Origin of the sequence: Streptomyces sp. NPDC015127, from assembly GCF_043080095.1 — a bacterium.
GTDB lineage: Bacteria > Actinomycetota > Actinomycetes > Streptomycetales > Streptomycetaceae > Streptomyces.
Window position 1 is genome coordinate 41,402 of sequence record NZ_JBIBVE010000020.1, and the last position, 16,907, is coordinate 58,308.

The 16,907-nt window shown below is 72.9% G+C and carries 16 protein-coding genes; 7 read left to right on the forward strand and 9 right to left on the reverse strand.

The window, feature by feature from the left end:
• Positions 1 to 50 precede the first annotated feature (50 nt).
• On the reverse strand, positions 51 to 1,469 hold the full coding sequence (locus ACF08N_RS31700) for a HEAT repeat domain-containing protein (protein WP_392328161.1): 1,419 nt from the start codon (positions 1,467 to 1,469) through the stop codon (positions 51 to 53).
• 331 nt (positions 1,470 to 1,800) lie between these two features.
• The gene (locus tag ACF08N_RS31705; RefSeq protein WP_392328162.1) at positions 1,801 to 2,193 is read right to left on the reverse strand and encodes an ankyrin repeat domain-containing protein; all 393 of its coding nucleotides are present in this window, start codon (positions 2,191 to 2,193) and stop codon (positions 1,801 to 1,803) included.
• 321 nt (positions 2,194 to 2,514) lie between these two features.
• On the opposite strand from ACF08N_RS31705, the gene ACF08N_RS31710 reads away from it, so the two are divergent.
• Both ACF08N_RS31710 and ACF08N_RS31715 read left to right on the forward strand, forming a co-directional pair.
• Entirely contained in the window at positions 2,515 to 2,709 is a 195-nt protein-coding gene (locus ACF08N_RS31710; protein WP_018850156.1) for a hypothetical protein, read from the forward strand.
• Between the two features lie 38 nt (positions 2,710 to 2,747).
• The gene (locus tag ACF08N_RS31715) at positions 2,748 to 4,331 is read left to right on the forward strand and encodes a hypothetical protein (RefSeq protein ID WP_392328163.1); all 1,584 of its coding nucleotides are present in this window, start codon (positions 2,748 to 2,750) and stop codon (positions 4,329 to 4,331) included.
• 126 nt (positions 4,332 to 4,457) lie between these two features.
• Here the strand turns inward: ACF08N_RS31715 and ACF08N_RS31720 are convergent, their stop codons facing one another.
• Positions 4,458 to 5,957, reverse strand: a complete 1,500-nt coding sequence (locus tag ACF08N_RS31720) for a PLP-dependent aminotransferase family protein (protein WP_392328164.1) — start codon at positions 5,955 to 5,957, stop codon at positions 4,458 to 4,460.
• 101 nt (positions 5,958 to 6,058) lie between these two features.
• Here ACF08N_RS31720 and ACF08N_RS31725 point away from each other — a divergent pair, with 101 nt between their 5' ends.
• The 4 genes from ACF08N_RS31725 to ACF08N_RS31740 all read left to right on the forward strand — a co-directional run bounded on the left by ACF08N_RS31725 (position 6,059) and on the right by ACF08N_RS31740 (position 9,493).
• On the forward strand, positions 6,059 to 6,706 hold the full coding sequence (locus ACF08N_RS31725; protein WP_392328165.1) for a YitT family protein: 648 nt from the start codon (positions 6,059 to 6,061) through the stop codon (positions 6,704 to 6,706).
• Positions 6,703 to 7,467: a glycerophosphodiester phosphodiesterase gene (locus ACF08N_RS31730; protein WP_392328166.1), complete on the forward strand. Its 765-nt coding sequence runs from the start codon at positions 6,703 to 6,705 to the stop codon at positions 7,465 to 7,467. Before ACF08N_RS31725 ends, ACF08N_RS31730 begins: the two co-directional genes overlap by 4 nt.
• Positions 7,468 to 7,507: 40 nt before the next feature.
• Positions 7,508 to 8,863, forward strand: a complete 1,356-nt coding sequence (locus tag ACF08N_RS31735; protein WP_392328167.1) for an MFS transporter — start codon at positions 7,508 to 7,510, stop codon at positions 8,861 to 8,863.
• A gap of 255 nt (positions 8,864 to 9,118) precedes the next feature.
• On the forward strand, positions 9,119 to 9,493 hold the full coding sequence (locus ACF08N_RS31740; protein ID WP_026278069.1) for an RNA polymerase-binding protein RbpA: 375 nt from the start codon (positions 9,119 to 9,121) through the stop codon (positions 9,491 to 9,493).
• Between the two features lie 507 nt (positions 9,494 to 10,000).
• Here the strand turns inward: ACF08N_RS31740 and fxsA are convergent.
• From fxsA to ACF08N_RS31760, 4 genes are all read right to left on the reverse strand, one after another.
• Positions 10,001 to 10,570 carry an FxsA family membrane protein gene (gene fxsA / locus ACF08N_RS31745; RefSeq protein WP_392328168.1) on the reverse strand — a complete coding sequence of 190 codons (570 nt, stop codon included), beginning with the start codon at positions 10,568 to 10,570 and terminating at the stop codon, positions 10,001 to 10,003.
• A gap of 46 nt (positions 10,571 to 10,616) precedes the next feature.
• Positions 10,617 to 11,414, reverse strand: coding sequence for a polyprenol monophosphomannose synthase (locus ACF08N_RS31750; RefSeq protein ID WP_392328169.1), 798 nt, complete (start codon positions 11,412 to 11,414; stop codon positions 10,617 to 10,619).
• Between the two features lie 565 nt (positions 11,415 to 11,979).
• Positions 11,980 to 13,605, reverse strand: a complete 1,626-nt coding sequence (locus ACF08N_RS31755; protein ID WP_392328170.1) for an amidohydrolase — start codon at positions 13,603 to 13,605, stop codon at positions 11,980 to 11,982.
• 10 nt (positions 13,606 to 13,615) lie between these two features.
• Positions 13,616 to 14,056 (reverse strand): Lrp/AsnC family transcriptional regulator, encoded by a 441-nt coding sequence (locus ACF08N_RS31760; RefSeq protein ID WP_392328171.1) that lies wholly within the window; start codon positions 14,054 to 14,056, stop codon positions 13,616 to 13,618.
• A 204-nt stretch (positions 14,057 to 14,260) separates the two neighbouring features.
• Here ACF08N_RS31760 and ACF08N_RS31765 point away from each other — a divergent pair, with 204 nt between their 5' ends.
• Positions 14,261 to 14,665 carry a hypothetical protein gene (locus tag ACF08N_RS31765; RefSeq protein ID WP_392328172.1) on the forward strand — a complete coding sequence of 135 codons (405 nt, stop codon included), beginning with the start codon at positions 14,261 to 14,263 and terminating at the stop codon, positions 14,663 to 14,665.
• Between the two features lie 551 nt (positions 14,666 to 15,216).
• Here ACF08N_RS31765 and ACF08N_RS31770 read toward each other — a convergent pair.
• A complete protein-coding gene (locus ACF08N_RS31770) occupies positions 15,217 to 16,389 on the reverse strand; it encodes an acyl-CoA dehydrogenase family protein (RefSeq protein WP_392328173.1) in 1,173 nt (390 codons plus the stop codon).
• Positions 16,390 to 16,745: 356 nt separating this feature from the next.
• Positions 16,746 to 16,895: an SCO1431 family membrane protein gene (locus tag ACF08N_RS31775; RefSeq protein ID WP_392328174.1), complete on the reverse strand. Its 150-nt coding sequence runs from the start codon at positions 16,893 to 16,895 to the stop codon at positions 16,746 to 16,748.
• Positions 16,896 to 16,907: the final 12 nt, after the last annotated feature.

Consider the following 16,907-nt stretch of genomic DNA (forward strand, 5'->3'; position numbering starts at 1 on the left):
ACGTCCCATGAGCGTTTTGTTGCCACGCCCGGCACGACGGCCCCGAGTCGTCACACAGCGGGCATGTCGGGCCCGATCCTGCTGCGTACGGCAGTCTGCACCTCGGCCTCCTCGGCGGGGTCCGCGGCGAGCCGGCGCAGTCGCTCGGCGACGCGTACGTCACCGGTCTCGGCGTGGCGGGCGGCGACCTCGCGGGTGGTCTCCTCGCAGTCCCACAGGCATTCGACGGCGAATCCGGTGGCGAACGAGGGGTCGGTGGCGGCGAGCGCCCGGGCGGCACGGCCGCGGAGATGGGAGGAGGTCGTCTCGCGGTAGACGTGGCGCAGTACGGGTGCGGCGCAGGCGATGCCGAGCCGGCCGGTGCCGTCGACGAGGGTCCACAGCAGGGGCGCGTCGGGCCCGTCGGCGCGGACGGTCTCGCGGAGGGCGCCGAGGACCAGCGGCGCGTCCTTGGCGACGCCACGGCAGGCGAGGACTCCGGCGGCCGAGGCGCCGAGGGCGTCGGGCCGGTGGATCCAGCCCCGGGCCCGGTCCACGGCCTCGTCGCCGCACATCCGCTCGAACGCGGAGATCGCCGCTTCGGCGACCGTGGCAGATCCGCTCGCCACGGCCGCCTCGATCAGGTCGAGGACGACGGGGTCCCGGTTCTGGGCGAGGTAGTGCAGGGCGGCGCAGCGGGCTCCGTCGGATCCGCCGTGCGCCGCGCGGACGATCTCGGGCCGGTCCTCGGGTCCGGCGACGGCGGACAGGCAGCGGGCGGCGGGCACGTGCAGTGCGCTGCCGCGCGCCAGGCCCTGGTCGGCCCAGTCGAGGACGGCCTGGACGCTCCAGCCGGGGCGGGGGCCCGAGGGACGCATCTGGCGCTGCCAGCGGTCGAAGGAGCCGGCTTCCTGCGCGGCACGTACCCGGCCGCCGATGAACTCGCGCCGGTCCTCCGCCCACAGCCGCCAGGGCCGCGGCTCGAAGGCGTCGCGCACGGCGACGGCCAGTTCGGCATCGCCCTCGGGGGTGGCGGGGAAGCGGGCGAGGACCGGGGCAGCGAGGGAGCGCAGGCCGGCGTCGTCGTCGCGCAGGGCGAGTTCGTCGAGGGCCCAGGCCCAGTTGGCACCGTTCGCCGCGTACCGGCGCAGCAGCGCGAGGGCGTCGCCGCGGCCGTAGGAGGCGAGGTGCCCGAGTACGGCGAGCGCGAGACCGGTCCTGGTCTCGTCGGTGTCGAGGTGGTCGTCGGCATCACAGAGGTGCCGCTCGATCTCCTCGAGGCTGCCGTGGAGGTCGAGGTACAGGCGTGCGTAGTAGAGGGAGCGGTTCTCCACCTGCCAGTCGTGGCGGGGGTCGCTCAGAACACAGTGGTTGAGCGCCGCGAGCGCTTCGGCCCGTGGCGCGGCGAGCGCGTGCAGCGTGCCGTCGCCGCGGCCCCTCTGCAGCAGGCCGAGCAGGGTGCCGCTCGGCGCTATGACGGGATCGAACATGGGGAATGCCTCACATCAAGCTGTCGACGCAACCGGGACTGGAATGCCTAGGCCGCGCAGCAGCATGTCGGGCCGCCCGTCGTCATACGCGTCTTCTGCTTGGTGGTGAGCATGTTCCTCTGCCTCTCTTCGGTGGCCCCAGGGGAATTCCCGGATGATGAGGTCCGGGACAGGGCTGACGTCATGATGACCCACGCATTTCGCCACCGCGACCACATTTACGGCTCCCCGTGCGGCCCGGCAGCCGCCGCGGTGGCCCACCCCCGCCGGTGATCTCGTCGTGGCTGGTCGGAGCGCGTGAGGCGCCGACCGGAACGTGCGCGACGGCCGCTCAGCGGCCGTCGAACAGCTCCAGAAGGTCCGTCTTCCCAAACATCCGCGCGGTATCCACGGCGGAGGGGGTTCCGGCCTGCGGATCGGCGCCGCCGGAGAGCAGTGCGCGGATGACGGCGTCCTCGCCCTTGAAGACCGCGCCGGCGAGAGGCGTCTGGCCGCGGTCGTTGGCCCGGTCCGGTTCGGCGCCCCGGGCGAGGAGCGCCTCGACCGTGGCGGCGTGCCCGTGGTAGGCGGCGAGCATGACGAGGGTGTCGCCCTTGTCGTTGGTCAGGTTGGCCGGGACGCCGGCGTCGAGATACGCGGCGAGCGTCTCGGTCTCCCCCTGGCGCGCCAGGTCGAAGACCTTGGTCGCGAGTTCGATCACCTCGGAGTCCGGGACTTCGCTCATCGGACGGACCGCCTTTCACCACGTTGACCTGGGCCGCACGGCAGGAGCAGCCGTACGAGTGAACCGACAGGGTACTGCCCGGCGGCCGCGGCGAGGGGTCTGACGAGGGCGGACGTGTCATTCGGGCGAGGGGTGCGGGAGGGCGGCTCGGGAGGGCACTGTGCCGCTCCGCCGGGCCGCGTGCGCGCCGATCATCGAGCGATTGTGGGCCAGTGCAGTGAAACCTGCCGGATTTCACCCATTTGCAGCTTTTGTCGTATAGATACTTTCTGTAAGCATGGAAGAACTCAAGGTGAATGTCCCCTCACCCAGGAGAACCTCATGATCCTGTCCATCTCAGGCGTCGTGCTGCTCGGCATCATCGTCTTCCTCTTCTTCCGGAAAGACGGGCTCAAGGCGTCGCACGCATTCGTCTCCGCGCTCTTCGGCTTCTTCCTCGCGGGCACCGCGATCGCGCCGAGCATCACGGCGGGCACCACAAGCCTCGCCGGGCTGCTGGGCGGGATCAAGTTCTGACTCCCCGAACCACCGACGAGCACTCCCAGGAGACAGATGTGGCCCGGCGACCACTCCCCCGCATTCTGACCAGCGGCAGCGCACAGATCGCCCGAAGCCGGGAGATCGCGCGCACGGCCGCCGACAGCGCCACCGATGTCCTCCATCCGCTGATCACGGTCACCCGGGGTCTGCGGAAGCTGGCCGCCATGGCCCGGAGCAAGTGGGCCGCCACTCCCAAGGAACGGCGTGGTCCCACCCTGTTCTTCGTGGCGGCCTGCGTCCTGGCCGTCGCGGTCGTCCCGTACGGGCCGCTGATCGCCCTGATCACGGTGATGGCCGCGGCCGCCTGGGCGGGCCGGGCCAGGGCGCCGGTCAGGACCGGCCCCGACGAGGCCGAGGTCGCCCGGCTCAAGGCCCTGTACGAGGCCCTCGTGCCGTACTTCTCGGCTCCGGAGGACCCGGCTCCGCTCTACGCCCACGGCGGCGAGTGGAGCAAGGTCTTCAGCCACTACGCGTTCGACGAGGGCGGCCGGCTCACCCGGCTGCATCTGACGTACCCCGCGTACTTCACCGACTCCGAGGCGCAGTCCCGGGCCCGGATCGAGCGGTTGCTGCACGCCAAGTCCGGCCGGGGCCGCGAGTACCGCTTCAGCTGGGACGAGGAGGGCAACCAGCTCGACATGAGCGTGCTGCCCGCCCTGTCCACCTCCATCGCCGCCCAGCGGTTCGTCACCGGCCCCGGCGAGAGCGTGCTCGGCTTCACCGACGCCGACGCCGTCCAGCGCACGCTGCCGGTCACCCGGGGCGGGACCACGGAGCAAGCACCGCCCGTCATCTGGCGCACCGGCCCGCGCTCCACCGAGCCTCACCTGCTGGCCGTCGGCGAGCCCGGCAGCGGCACCACCACCCTGCTGCGCTCCCTCGCCCTCCAGGCCCTGCAGCACGGCGACGTGCTCGTCGTCGAGGGCAGCGGCACCGGGGAGTACGCCTGCCTCACCGGCCGGCCGGGCGTCATCACCGTCGAGTGCGGCCTCGCCGGAGCGCTGGCGAGCCTCGAATGGGCCGCGCGCGAGACCGAGCGCCGCCTGATCGCGGCGAACCGCGCACGGCAGGCGGGGTATCCGGCGCCCGACAACACGAAGCGGCCGCTGTGGATCCTGCTGGACCGGCCGAGCGTCCTCGGCCATGTGGCCGCGGCCGACGGCCGCATGGATCCGCAGGAGCTGCTCCAGATGCCGCTGCGGCACGGCCGGGCCGTGCACGTCACGGTCGTGGTCGCCGAGCAGTTCGACAGCACCGGCGCCCTGTCCGAGACCGTGTGGACGCATACGCGCGCCCGTGTCGTGCTCGGCGCGGCGGGCTTCGACCAGATCGAGGCGGTCCTCGGCACCGCTCCGCGCACGACGCCGGCCACGGACGTCCCGCCCGGGCGCGGCTACGCACGGCTGGGCACGGGCCCGGTACTCAGGCTCCAGGTGCCGGCGGCCCCGGACCCCTTCGACGACGCGACGAGCGAGGCGCACCGGCAGGCGGTGCTCGACCTGCTGCCTCCGCGCCCCGACGAGCCTCAGCCGGTGCAGCCGGCGGCCGCGCCCGTGTCCTCCCCCGCGCAGGCGGCTGCGGTCCCCGCCGAAGGCTGACGCCACCGCGTCCCGGCCGGGCCCGCAGCTCCCACGCGGTCCCGGCCGCAGCATGTCCGGGGCTCGCGCGGACGGCCCGCAGGACACGCCGCGCATCCCGTCCGCCGCGGCCGCAGCGTGCCCCGCCTACGCCACGAACGTGCGGGGCGCCTCCGTGCCCGTGGTCGCGCCCGTACGCACGAGCCGCGCCGCCGCGGCCAGCCGCGTGGCGGCCTCCTCCGCGACGGGGCCACCGACCGTGAACGGCAGCCGTACGTACCCCTCGAACGCCCCGTCGACGCCGAAGCGCGGCCCGGACGGCACCCGGATCCCGACCCGTTCGCCGACCTCCGCGAGCCGGGATCCGGAGAGACCGCCGGTGCGGACCCACAGGGTCAGACCGCCGGAGGGCACGTCGAACTCCCAGTCGGGCAGCTCCCTGCGCACCGCCGCGACCAGCGCGTCACGGTTGTCGCGGGCCTGCTCGCGGCGGATGGAGACGGCACTGTCCCAACCGCCGGTCTGCATCAGCCAGTTGACGCCGAGCTGTTCGAGGACGGGCGTGCCGAGGTCGGCGTACGCGCGCGCGGCGACGAGTGAGCGGATGACGTCGGGGGCCGCGCGCACCCAGCCGATCCGCATGCCGGCCCAGAACGCCTTGCTCGCCGAGCCGACGGTGAGAACGGTGGAGCCGGCCGGATCGAAGGCGCAGACCGGGCGGGGCATCTCGATGTCCGGGTCGAGGTACAGCTCGGACATGGTCTCGTCGACGACGAGCACCGTGCCCGCCGAGCGGGCGGCCTCCACCAGCGAACGGCGCTGGTCCTCGTCGGCGAGCGCGCCCGTCGGGTTGTGGAAGTCCGCGACCACATAGGCCAGCCGGGGCGCCGAGTCGCGCAGCACCTGACGCCAGCGCGGCAGGTCCCAGCCGGTCAGCCCCTCGGCCATGGCCACCGGCACGAGCCGGGCGCCGGCCTCGCGCATCAACTGGAGGATGTTGGCGTACGACGGGGACTCGACGGCGATGCGCTCGCCGCGGCCGGCGAAGAGGTGGCAGATGGCGTCCATCGCGCCCATGGCACCGGTGGTGACCATGATCTGCTCGGGCATGGTCGGGATGCCGCGCTCGGTGTAGCGCTCGGCGAGCATCTGGCGCAGCGCGGGCAGGCCCGCCGGGTAGTCGCCGTGGGTGTGGGCGTACGGCGGGAGCTCCTCGAGGGCGCCCTGGACGGCCCGGGTCAGCCACGGCTCGGGGGCCGGCAGGGACGCGCAGCCGAGGTCGATCATGGAGCCGAGCGACTCGGGCGGCAGGGGTTCGAGGCCGCGGGCGGGCAGCGGATTGCCCGCCGGGACGGCGGTCCAGCTGCCGGCTCCCCTGCGGGACTCCAGGAACCCCTCGGCACGCAGCGCCTGGTAGGCGGCGGCGACGGTGGTGCGGCTGACGGAGAGCGACACGGCCAGCTCCCGTTCGGCCGGCAGCCGCGCGGCGACGGGCACCCGGCCTTCGAGGACGAGCAGCCGGATGCCGTCGGCCAGCGCACGGTACGCGGGCGGCTTGCGGGTGCCCGGACCCGCGGGGTGCGGTTGCTGGGAGGTGAGCTGCCGGGCGAGCTGCGCCGCCCCCACCGCCGAAGTCCACTGCGACATGGAAGTCAGTCCACCTTCCTTGAATTGGCCATGGTTGCCCATTATTCCGTAGCCACAGAGTGTCATGCATCGGTCCACTACCACCACAGGGGGACGCCATCGTGTCCGGACATCTCACCCGCCGACTGCTCCAGCTGTACGTCGGCCTGGCGTTGTACGGGGTGAGTTCCGCACTCCTTGTGCGCGCCGGACTCGGGCTCGAACCGTGGGGCGTGCTGCATCAGGGGCTCTCGGAGCTGACCGGGATCTCGATCGGCGTGGTGTCGATCATCGTCGGCGCGGTGGTGCTGCTGCTGTGGATCCCCATCCGGCAGCGGCCGGGCCTGGGAACGGTGTCCAACGTGTTCGTGATCGGGATCGCCATGGACGCGACGCTGGCCGTCGTGCCCGATGTCCACGGCCTGGTGGGGCAGATCCCGCTCCTCGCCGCGGGTGTCGTACTGAACGGTGCGGCGACCGGCCTGTACATCTCGGCGCGCTTCGGCCCCGGTCCGCGCGACGGCCTGATGACGGGTCTGCACCGCCTGACGGGCCGTTCGATCCGCCTGGTGCGCACGGCCCTCGAAGTCGCCGTCGTCGCCACCGGGTTCCTGCTCGGCGGGTCGGTGGGCGTCGGCACCGTGGTGTACGCGCTGGCGATCGGGCCGCTGGCCCAGTTGTTCCTGCGAGTCTTCGCCATCCCCGAGGCGAAAGACGGCAGCACCGTGGTCGCCGGCTCGTCACCGCGGCAGGCCATACTGCGCCGGTGACTCGCATACGCCACCCCTATCTCGACCATCCGGCGACGCTCGCCTTCGCCCACCGCGGAGGCGCCGCCGACGGCATCGAGAACACCACGGCCGCCTTCCGCCGGGCCGCCGACGCCGGATACCGCTACTTCGAGACCGATGTGCACACCACGTCCGACGGACGGCTGGTCGCGTTCCACGACCCGACGCTGGACCGGCTGACCGACTCCCGCGGACGGATCGCCGAGCTGCCCTGGAGCGAGGTGAGCCGGGCCCGGGTGGCGGGCCGAGAACCCCTGCCGCTGTTCGAGGAGCTGTTGGAGGAGTTCCCCGAGGCCCGCTGGAACGTGGACCTCAAGGCGGAGTCCGCGCTGGAGCCGCTGGTGGATCTGATCCGCAGGACGGGCACCTGGGACCGGGTGTGTGTCGGTTCGTTCTCGGAGGGCCGGGTGGCGCGGGCGATGCGCCGGGCCGGTCCGCGGCTCGCGACGTCGTACGGCGTCAGGGGCGTCCTGGGCCTGCGGCTCGCGTCGGTGGGGATACCGGCCGCGGTGCGCAGCGGAGCGGTGTGCGCCCAGGTCCCCGAGACCCAGAGCGGTATCCGCGTGGTGGACCGCCGGTTCGTGCGCGAGGCGCACGCGCGGGGGCTTCAGGTCCATGTCTGGACGGTCAACGACGCCGATCGGATGGCCGCGCTCCTGGACCTTGGCGTGGATGGCATCATGACCGATCATCTGGAGACGTTGCGCACGGTACTGACCGACCGTGGAGTGTGGGTCTGACCCGGGCGCGTCTGCCGACGGCACGAGCGAGGGGGCGCGGATGACGGCCGGCACCACCGACCGCACGGACGGCGCGGACAGCGCCCGCGAGCGAAGACGCGAGCAACGGGGCTGGTACTTCTACGACTTCGCGTGCTCGGTGTACTCGACGAGCGTGCTCACGGTGTTCCTCGGGCCCTATCTCACGTCGGTGGCCAAGGCCGCCGCCGACGCCGAAGGCTTCGTCCACCCGCTCGGGATCCCGGTGCGGGCCGGTTCCGTCTTCCCGTACGCGGTGTCGGTCTCGGTCGTCGTCGCCGTGCTGGTGATGCCGTTCGCGGGCGCGGCGGCGGACCGCAGCGGGCGCAAGAAGCCGCTCCTCGCCGTCTCCGCGTATCTCGGCGCGGCGGCGACGACGGGCATGTTCCTCCTGGACGGCGACCGTTACCTGCTCGGCGCTCTCCTTCTGATCGTGGCGAACGCCTCGCTCGCGGTCTCGATGGTCCTCTACAACGCGTACCTGCCGCAGATCGCCGAGCCGCACGAACGCGACGCGGTCTCCTCGCGGGGCTGGGCCTTCGGCTACACCTCGGGCGCGCTCGTGCTGGTGCTCAATCTGGTCGTCTACTCCGGCCACGAGTCCTTCGGCCTGACCGAGGGCGATGCGGTGCGCATCTGCCTGGCCTCCGCCGGCCTGTGGTGGGGCGCCTTCACGCTCGTGCCGCTGCGCCGGCTGCGGGACCGCCGTGCGGCACCGGACGGCGCGGGCGCGGTCGGCTCCGGCTGGCGTCAGCTGCTGGCCACGCTGAAGGACATGCGCCGCCATCCGCTGACGCTGTCCTTCCTGCTGGCGTACCTCGTGTACAACGACGGCGTGCAGACGGTGATCTCGCAGGCCTCCGTGTACGGCTCGGAGGAACTGGGCCTGGACCAGACGACGCTCATCACGGCGGTCCTCCTCGTCCAGATCCTGGCGGTCGCGGGTGCGCTGGGCATGGGCCGGCTGGCGCGGACGTACGGCGCGCAGCGCACCGTCCTCGCGTCGCTGGCTGTGTGGACCCTCATTCTCGCCGCGGGCTACTTCCTGCCGGCGGGCGCGCCGGTGTGGTTCTACTGCCTCGCGGCGGCGATCGGGCTGGTACTCGGCGGCAGTCAGGCCCTGTCGCGCTCGCTCTTCTCGCACCTGGTGCCGCGGGGCAAGGAGGCGGAGTACTTCTCCGCGTACGAGATGAGCGACCGGGGGCTCAGTTGGCTGGGACCCCTGGTGTTCGGTCTCGCGTATCAGCTGACGGGCAGCTACCGGGATGCCATCATCTCCTTGGTGATCTTCTTCGTCCTCGGATTCGTGCTGCTCGCGCGGGTTCCGGTACGACGCGCGGTGGCCGCCGCGGGCAACCCTGTTCCGGACCGGATTTAGACGCGGCAGTGAAAGGCCGGTAGTGTACGCCTTTGGCCCGCCAGGCGGACCGTTACTGCGTGCTCAAGTAGCAAAGACGCTGGGTGACATCTCATTCCAGATGTGACAAACCGGGCACTGGTGGGTAGAACAAGGGGCGGCACGACGGGCGACGCATGACCCGCAACGGGAATCTTTACCGCCGACCGGACGTTGACCGGATGACGACGACAGCGACACCTGTCCTGTGGGCGACAAGCCCGGGAGGCACGATTCATGAGTGAGCGAGCTCTTCGCGGCACGCGCCTCGTGGTGACCAGCTACGAGACCGACCGCGGCATCGATCTGGCCCCGCGCCAGGCGGTGGAGTACGCATGCGAGAAGGGGCATCGTTTCGAGATGCCCTTCTCGGTCGAGGCGGAGATTCCGCCGGAGTGGGAGTGCAAGGTCTGCGGAAGCCAGGCGCTCCTTGTTGACGGGGACGGCCCCGAGGAGAAGAAGGGCAAGCCGGCGCGTACGCACTGGGACATGCTCATGGAGCGGCGTACCCGCGAGGAGCTCGAGGAAGTGCTGGCCGAGCGGCTGGCGGTCCTGCGTTCCGGCGCCATGAACATCGCGGTGCACCCGCGCGACAGCCGCAAGTCCGCGTAGCGCGCGCGAGCGCGCGGTCCGCACACGTCACGGAGCCGCGGGGGGGGGGGCCCCCCCGGGGGGGGCCCCCCCCCCGCGGCTCCGCTGCGTTCAGGGCCGTGCGGACGCGCCCGCCCGGTCGGCCCGATCCGGGCCGGCGGGGGGTTACGCGCTCGGGAGCACATGGCCGATCCGGCCCTTGGTGACCCGGCCGCGGCACGGTCACGTCGCACGGAGTGCCGGCCGTCTGGCACACCGGTCCCGAAGCACCTGACCCATCCGCGCCGACGGAGCGTTGCGCGCTCGGGAGCATCTGGCCGGAACAGGCCAGGGGATCCGGCCTGTCGGCCTCGTAGGCAGGGCGGTCAACGCGTATGAGGCATCGGTATCGCGACCACACCCGTCTCGGTCGTGGCCGAGCCGCGTCTCGAGCCTGGCGTCAGGGGTAAGCGGGGCCGCGGGCCCCCGGTTGACTTGACCCGACCTCCCCCAACCCGGTCGTGGCCGAGCCGCGTCTCCCGCCCGGCGTCAGGGGGTCAGTGGGGGCCGTGGGCCGCCGGTGTCCCTGTCGGACCGGGGTGCGTCGTCGCGGATGACCTCTCCCTGGACGACCTTGCCGTCGGGGCGGTGGATCCGGGCCTGCTGGAAGGCGTTGCCCAGGGGGCCCGACGACGCCGCCCTCATCCGGCGCTCCAGCGAGCGCTCCGTGTACCGGCCGAGCCGGCTGCGCACGGGCGGCAGCAGGAGCAGCAGGCCCAGTGCGTCCGAGATCAGGCCGGGCAGCATCAGCAGCAGGCCGCCGAGCATCAGGAGACCATTGCCCTTGCCGCTGCTGCCCGTCGGCACGGCGGCTCCGGGCTGCTGCTGAAGCGTTTCCGTGAGGTTCGTGAACGCACGGCGTCCCGCTCGCTTGATCACCATCGCGCCGAGCACACCCGCGCCCACCAGGAGACCGAGGACGGCGAAGCCCCCGGCGGCCTCGGCCACGAGGGTCAGCAGCCAGATCTCCAGCACCAGCCAGGCGGCGATGCCGAGGGGGACGAGGGTGCGGGCGCGTGAGCGCCGGGGTGCGGTCGGGGTCGGTGCGCCGGTCGTCATGCCCCCAGTGTGCCTGGGCGGTTGCCGGAGTGGCGTAAGGAGTGGATCAGGAGGCCCCGGGCCTGCGGCCGAGCAGGCGGTTCGCCCGGTTTCCCACGCCCCAGGCCGTGACCCGCCACAGGGCTTCGACCACGATGTCCCTGTTCATCTTCGAGTCGCCGTGTTCGCGCTCCACGAAGGTGATCGGGACCTCGACGACGTGGAAGCCCGCGGCCACGGCCCGGCGTGCGAGGTCGACCTGGAAGCAGTAGCCCTGCGAGGCGACGTCGTCGAGTCCCAGCCCCTGGAGCGTCTCGGCGCGGAAGGCGCGGTAGCCGCCGGTCATGTCACGGATGGGCACGCCGAGCAGCATGCGCGAGTACGTGCTGCCGCCGCGGGAGAGGAACTCGCGGTGCCTGGGCCAGTTGACGACGCGGCCGCCCGGCACCCAGCGCGAGCCGAGGACCAGGTCGGCGCCCTTGAGCGCGGTGAGCAGCCGGGGCAGCTCCTCCGGCTGGTGGGAGCCGTCGGCGTCCATCTCGACGAGCACGCCGTAGTCGTGCTCGATGCCCCAGCGGAAGCCCGCGAGGTACGCGGCGCCGAGTCCTTCCTTGCCCTTGCGGTGCAGGACGTGCACCTGCTCGTCGGTGGCGGCGAGCTCGTCGGCGAACTTGCCCGTGCCGTCGGGGCTGTTGTCGTCGGCGACGAGGACGTCGGCGTCGGGCACGGCCGCGCGCACCCGCGAGACGATCGCCTTGATGTTCTCGGCCTCGTTGTAGGTCGGGATGATCACCAAGGCCTTGCCGAGCGCGCCGTACTGCCTCCCACGGGGTCCGCCATGGGGAACCGCACCACCGTCGTTCACTGCTGCCCCTTAAAGTCCGTCGCAGAGCCCCACCATAGCGAGCGCTCGGAGCGCACCGCCGGGAGGCGGCGGATCATGACGCGAGAGAGGCCGGCAGGGGCTGCGGAAAGCCGGAACGGGCCACCTGAGCGGGGACGGGACCGCCGGACGGCGCCGGGCGGCAGCGGATCGGACCCGGCGTCCTTCGGGCCGACCTGGGGCCCGCTGGCTGCGGGTCGACCGAGAGCCGTTGTCTACTGAACGCCGGGCCCCACCCGGGTCGCACCTGCCGGCCGGCGGAAACCTTCCCTCTGCCCCCGAGGCGCGGGCGCTGAACCTGGCTCCCAGTGGTGGTGCGCCGGTGCGGCACACCACCCCATGACCCAGCGGCGTTCGACGACTGCGTGGAAGGTTGCCGGTCGGACGTCCTGTGGTGGACCCGGCCGAACCTACCGGCCCGTGGGCGCTCGCTGTCAACAGTCGCTCCACCAGCGGGAATCAGCCGTATCACCAGGTCAGAGGCGAAGATCCGCAGGTCGAGGCCGAACGGTGCGGGCATCGATCGGCGGTACGAAATGTCCGCACGTCACCCGTTCGGTCCCGCGAAGACGGTGCGGCCGCCGACCACCGTCCGCAGGCAGACGGGCAGGTCGTTGCCGGGGGTGAGGTCCGGCAGTCCGGGGGTGCCCGAGCGGGGGTCGGTGGACCAGCGCGCCACCCGGTCGTCGGGTGCCTGGACCACGAGTTCGCCGGTGCGCCAGACCGCGTAGTCCGCCGGGGCTCCCGGCACCAGGACGCCCGCGTCGTCGCGGCCGACGGCACGCCAGCCGCCCCGCGTGTGGGCGGTGAAGGCGGCCCGGGCCGAGATGCGGTGCTCGGGGGTGCGGTGGAAGGCGGCGGCCCGGACGGTTCCCCACGGGTCCAGCGGGGTCACGGGACTGTCGGAGCCGAACGCCAGCGGGACCCCGGCGCGCAGCAGCGCCGCGTACGGGTTGAGCGTGCGGGCCCGCTCGGCGCCGAGCCGCTGGGCGTACATGCCGCTCTCGCCGCCCCAGGCGGCGTCGAAGGCCGGCTGGACGGAGGCGGTGAGCCCGAACTCGGCGAAGGCGGCGATGGTTTCGGGCGTGAGCATCTCGGCGTGCTCGACGCGATGGCGGGCGGCGCGGACCCGTGCGAGGCCCAGCTTGTCCGCCGCGGCGCGCACGCCGTCGACGACCGCGGTCAGGGCGGCGTCGCCGATGGCGTGGAATCCGGCCTGGAGTCCGGCCTCGGTGCAGGCGACGACGTGGGACGCGACGGCGGCCGCGTCGAGGTGCGCGGTGCCGGTGTGCCCGGCGTCGGCGTACGGCTCGTGGAGGCAGGCGGTGTGCGAGCCGAGGGAGCCGTCGGCGAACAGGTCGCCCGCGGCGCCCACGGCGCCCAGTGCGCGCGCCCGGTCGACGTCCCGGTCGGCCCAGTAGCCGACGACGCGCGGACCCGGTTCGGCCCGCGCGAGCCTCAGCAGGCCGGTGAAGTCGTCCTCGGACGAGATGTCGGGGCCGCCGCATTCGTGGACGGTGCCGATGCCGAGGGAGGCCGCGTGCCGGAGCGCGGCACGCTGCGCCTCCGTGCGCTGCCCCGGGTTCAGGGCCGCGTAGGCGGCGGCGCGTACGGCGTGGTGGGCGTCGCCGGTCAGCGGTTCGCCGTCGCGGAAGCCGGCGAGGTCGCGGATGCCCGGGACGAGGTCCAGCAGGGCCGTGGTGACGACGGCTGAGTGGACGTCGATGCGGGTGAGGTAGAGAGGGCGCCCGCCGGTGAGCGCGTCGAGTTCCTCGCGCCGCGGCGGGCGGGCCTCGGGCCAGCGGGCGGCGTCCCAGCCGTGTCCGACCAGGATCCGGTCGCCCGGGCGGGCGTCCGCGTAGGCGCGGACGAGCGCGGCGGCTTCGTCGAGCGTGGCAGCGCCGGACAGGTCGAGTCCGGTGAGCGCGAGGCCGGTCGCCGTGGTGTGGACGTGCGCGTCGGTGAACGCGGGAGTGACGAGGGCGCCTTCCAGGTCGACGACCTCGTCGACGCCGGAGGCGAAGGCGTCGGCCGCTCCCTCGGAGCCCACCCAGGCGACATGTCCCTTCTCGACGACCATCGCGGTGGCGAAGGGGTCGGCGGGGCTGTGGACTTCTCCACCGCGCAGCAGCACGGTGCGGGTCTCGCTCTGGGGGGCGGTGCGCTCGGTCATGGGACCAAGACTAGATACGCGGCGGGCGAGCCTCGTACGGGGTCGACAGGACGACCGTGGTGCGGCTGGAGACCCCGGCCAGCGAGCGGATCCTGCTGAGCAGGTGCTCCAGTTCGAGCGGCGTGGCGACGCGCACCTTGAGGATGTAGTTCTCGTCGCCCGCGACGCTGTGGCACGCCTCGATCTCGGGGACGCCGGCGAGCCGCTCCGCGATGTCGTCCGGGGCGCTGGGATCGAACGGCTTCACCGAGATGAACGCGGTGAGCGGCAGGCCCACCGCCTCGGGGTCGACGACGGCGGCGTAGCCGCGGATGACCCCTCGCTGCTCCAGGCGGCGGACGCGCTGGTGCACCGCCGAGGTGGACAGGCCGGTGGCCTTGCCCAGGTCGGTGTAGCTCATCCGCCCGTCCTTGACGAGCAACTCCACGATCTGACGATCCAGCTCCTCCATGCGGATCAACCTATTGCCCCGAGCCGCCTCCGGCACAGTCCGGGGAGGCCACGAGGCGGCCCTGCGACACCCATGTGACGAACACCACAGGTTTGCGCCGGGGTCCGCCGTGACCTCGCGGTTACCTGCCCCGCGCGATGGGCATTGCTTGCTGTGGTCGAGGCCATCAGCGCCTGGTCGGCCCATCCGAGGGGGAGATTCTCCATGCAGAGCCTTAAGAACGACGGTCGTACCGAACTGGAGCCCGTCGATTCGGCCGCACAGGCCGACGGCGACGAGTTCGACGCGTACGACACCTTCGAGATGTACCGGGTCATCTGCCCGGACTGCGCCCAGCCGATCGCCCTCCTGGCGGACGAGGACGTCCTGCCGGAGCACGCGCTGTGCCCCACGCCGTGGAACCCCTTCGGACTGACGGTGTGCTCGGGCACCGGCCGGTCCGCCGGGGAGGCCCGTCCCGCCGACGAGTCGCTGGAGGTGCAGGAGCAGGACACGGCTCTGTTGCTGACGCTGCCGCAGGGGCTGGACTGGCGCACCCAGCCGTTCTCGCACGTCGGCGGTCCGGGTTCGCGGCCGCTGAAGGTGCCGCCGATGCGGCGCGCGGCCTGAGCCCGCGCCCCTGAGCGAGCGGGCCGCGCTGCCGCGGCCCTCAACTCCTGTATGTCCGGCTGGCCCGCGCGCACCCGCGCTGCGGACTCGCGGCGCGGTGACGCGCCGCCCTGGTCGCGGTCCTCTCGGCTCGGGCCCCTGGGCGGGGTGCGATACGTCCGCCTCACCCGGTGCTCCGCGCAGGCGTGCACGCCCGGGCGTGACCTGCGCGCGCTTCCGCGCCGACCGCTCCCTGCCGCGCGCCGCCCGTGCGGGACGCGGGCCGGCGGAGCCCTCGTGCGTACGCCGTGGACTGGCGCTCGAATCGGCCCGGCGGTAACCCGCCCGCGGACCCAGGCGTTGGCCGGGCATGAACCCGTACTCCACGACCGCGAAGCGCGGGCGTCGGCGGCTGATCGTGCCGGCCTCTGAAGAATCGGTTCCGCACCCCGCGGACCCGCCGATCTACCGCGAGCTGCTCACGCTGTGGGCGAGCCGCGGCAGGACGCTGCCGGGGCGCCGGGATCCCGAGTGGAGCAGGCTCGCGGCGCCCCTGACGTGGGACGGCCGGGTCAGCGGCTCTCGGGCCCGGCCAGGTGACGGGCGATGACCATCCGCTGGATCTGGTTGGTGCCCTCGACGATCTGCAGCACCTTGGCCTCGCGCATGTAGCGCTCGACCGGGAAGTCCTGCGTGTAGCCGTAGCCGCCGAGCACCTGGACGGCGTCCGTGGTGACGCTCATGGCTGCGTCGGTGCAGAACAGCTTGGCCATGGCCGCCTGCCGCGAGAAAGGCCGGCCGGCGTCCCTCAGCCGCGCGGCCGAGAGGTACAGCGCCCGCCCGGCCTCGATACGCGTCGCCATGTCGGCGAGCATGAAACGAAGGCCCTGGAAGTCGGCGATCGGGCGGCCGAACTGCTTGCGGTCCGTCGCGTATCCGACGGCCGCGTCCAGCGCCGCCTGGGCCACGCCGACGGCACAGGCCGCGATGCCCAGGCGCCCGGAGTCCAGCGCGGAGAGCGCGATGGCGAAGCCCTGTCCCTCGTCGCCGATGCGGCGGGAGTCGGGGATGCGGACGCCGTCGAAGTGGAGCTGGGCGGTGGGCGAGCCCTTCATGCCCATCTTCTTCTCCGGCAGGGCGGCGTTCAGCCCCGGCGCATCGCCCGGGACCAGGAACGCGGTGATGCCGCGGGCACCCTCGCCACCGGTGCGGGCGAGGACGGTGCAGAAGTCGGCGACGCCGCCGTGCGTGATCCACGCCTTGGTGCCGGTGATGACCCAGTCGTCGCCGTCGCGCACCGCCTTGGTGCGCAGCGATGCGGCGTCGGAACCGGAGGCGGGCTCGGAGAGGCAGTACGCGCCGAGCAGGCCGCCGCCGAGCATCGCGGGCAGGTGGTCGGCGCGCTGCTCCTTGGTGCCGTAACCGGCGAGCGCGTGGCAGGCAAGGGAGTGGACGCTGACGCCGAGGCCCACGGTGAGGCGGGCGGCCGCCAGCTCTTCGAGTACCTGGAGGTAGACCTCGTACGGCTGGTCGCCGCCGCCGTACTCGGAGGCGTACGGCAGGCCGAGCAGGCCGGAGTCGGACAGGAGCCGGAAGACCTCGCGCGGAAAGTGCCCGGCCTCCTCCTCCTCGGCGGCGCGGGGAGCGATCTCCCGCGCGGCGATGTCGCGGACCAGGGCGATCAGGTCCCTGGCCTCCTCGGTGGGCAGCTGACGGTCCACCGGCTGCGGGGCGCGGTCGGGCATTGCGGCGCTCTCCTCCCTGTCGGGCGCTGCGGCGGTCGCGCGGGCAGGGTGAGGGCGCGTCGCCGGGTCTTCTGCCAGGCCGATGGTGCCCTTCCGGGTCACGAAAGAGGCAGGTTGGCGGCTGTTGGCGCGTTGAGTATGCCCGATCGGACGGCTCCCGTCACGGGGTGCCGGGGAGCGCGTGCGGCGATGCCGTGATCTTGCCGGAGAGGCGGCGGAACCGGTCCGGGCCCTTGCCCGGCCGGTCCGGTCGACCGGGCGGGGCGGGACGGCCTCTGCCCTCGCGCGTACGCGCGTGCGGTGCGCGCGTGCGCACCGCCGCGCTGGGCGCAGCCCAGGGAGCGGGCAGTTGCGGCCTAGAGCAGGCCGAGCTGGGTGATCAGCATGGCGATCACGACCACCAGGGTCCATCCGAGGACGTGCTCCAGCACCGACGACTCGTCGTCGGGGCCCCCGGTGCGGGCGCGGAGCATGGCGCGGTCGGCGGTGGCTGCGGTCGAAGTCATGGCGGTCTCGTT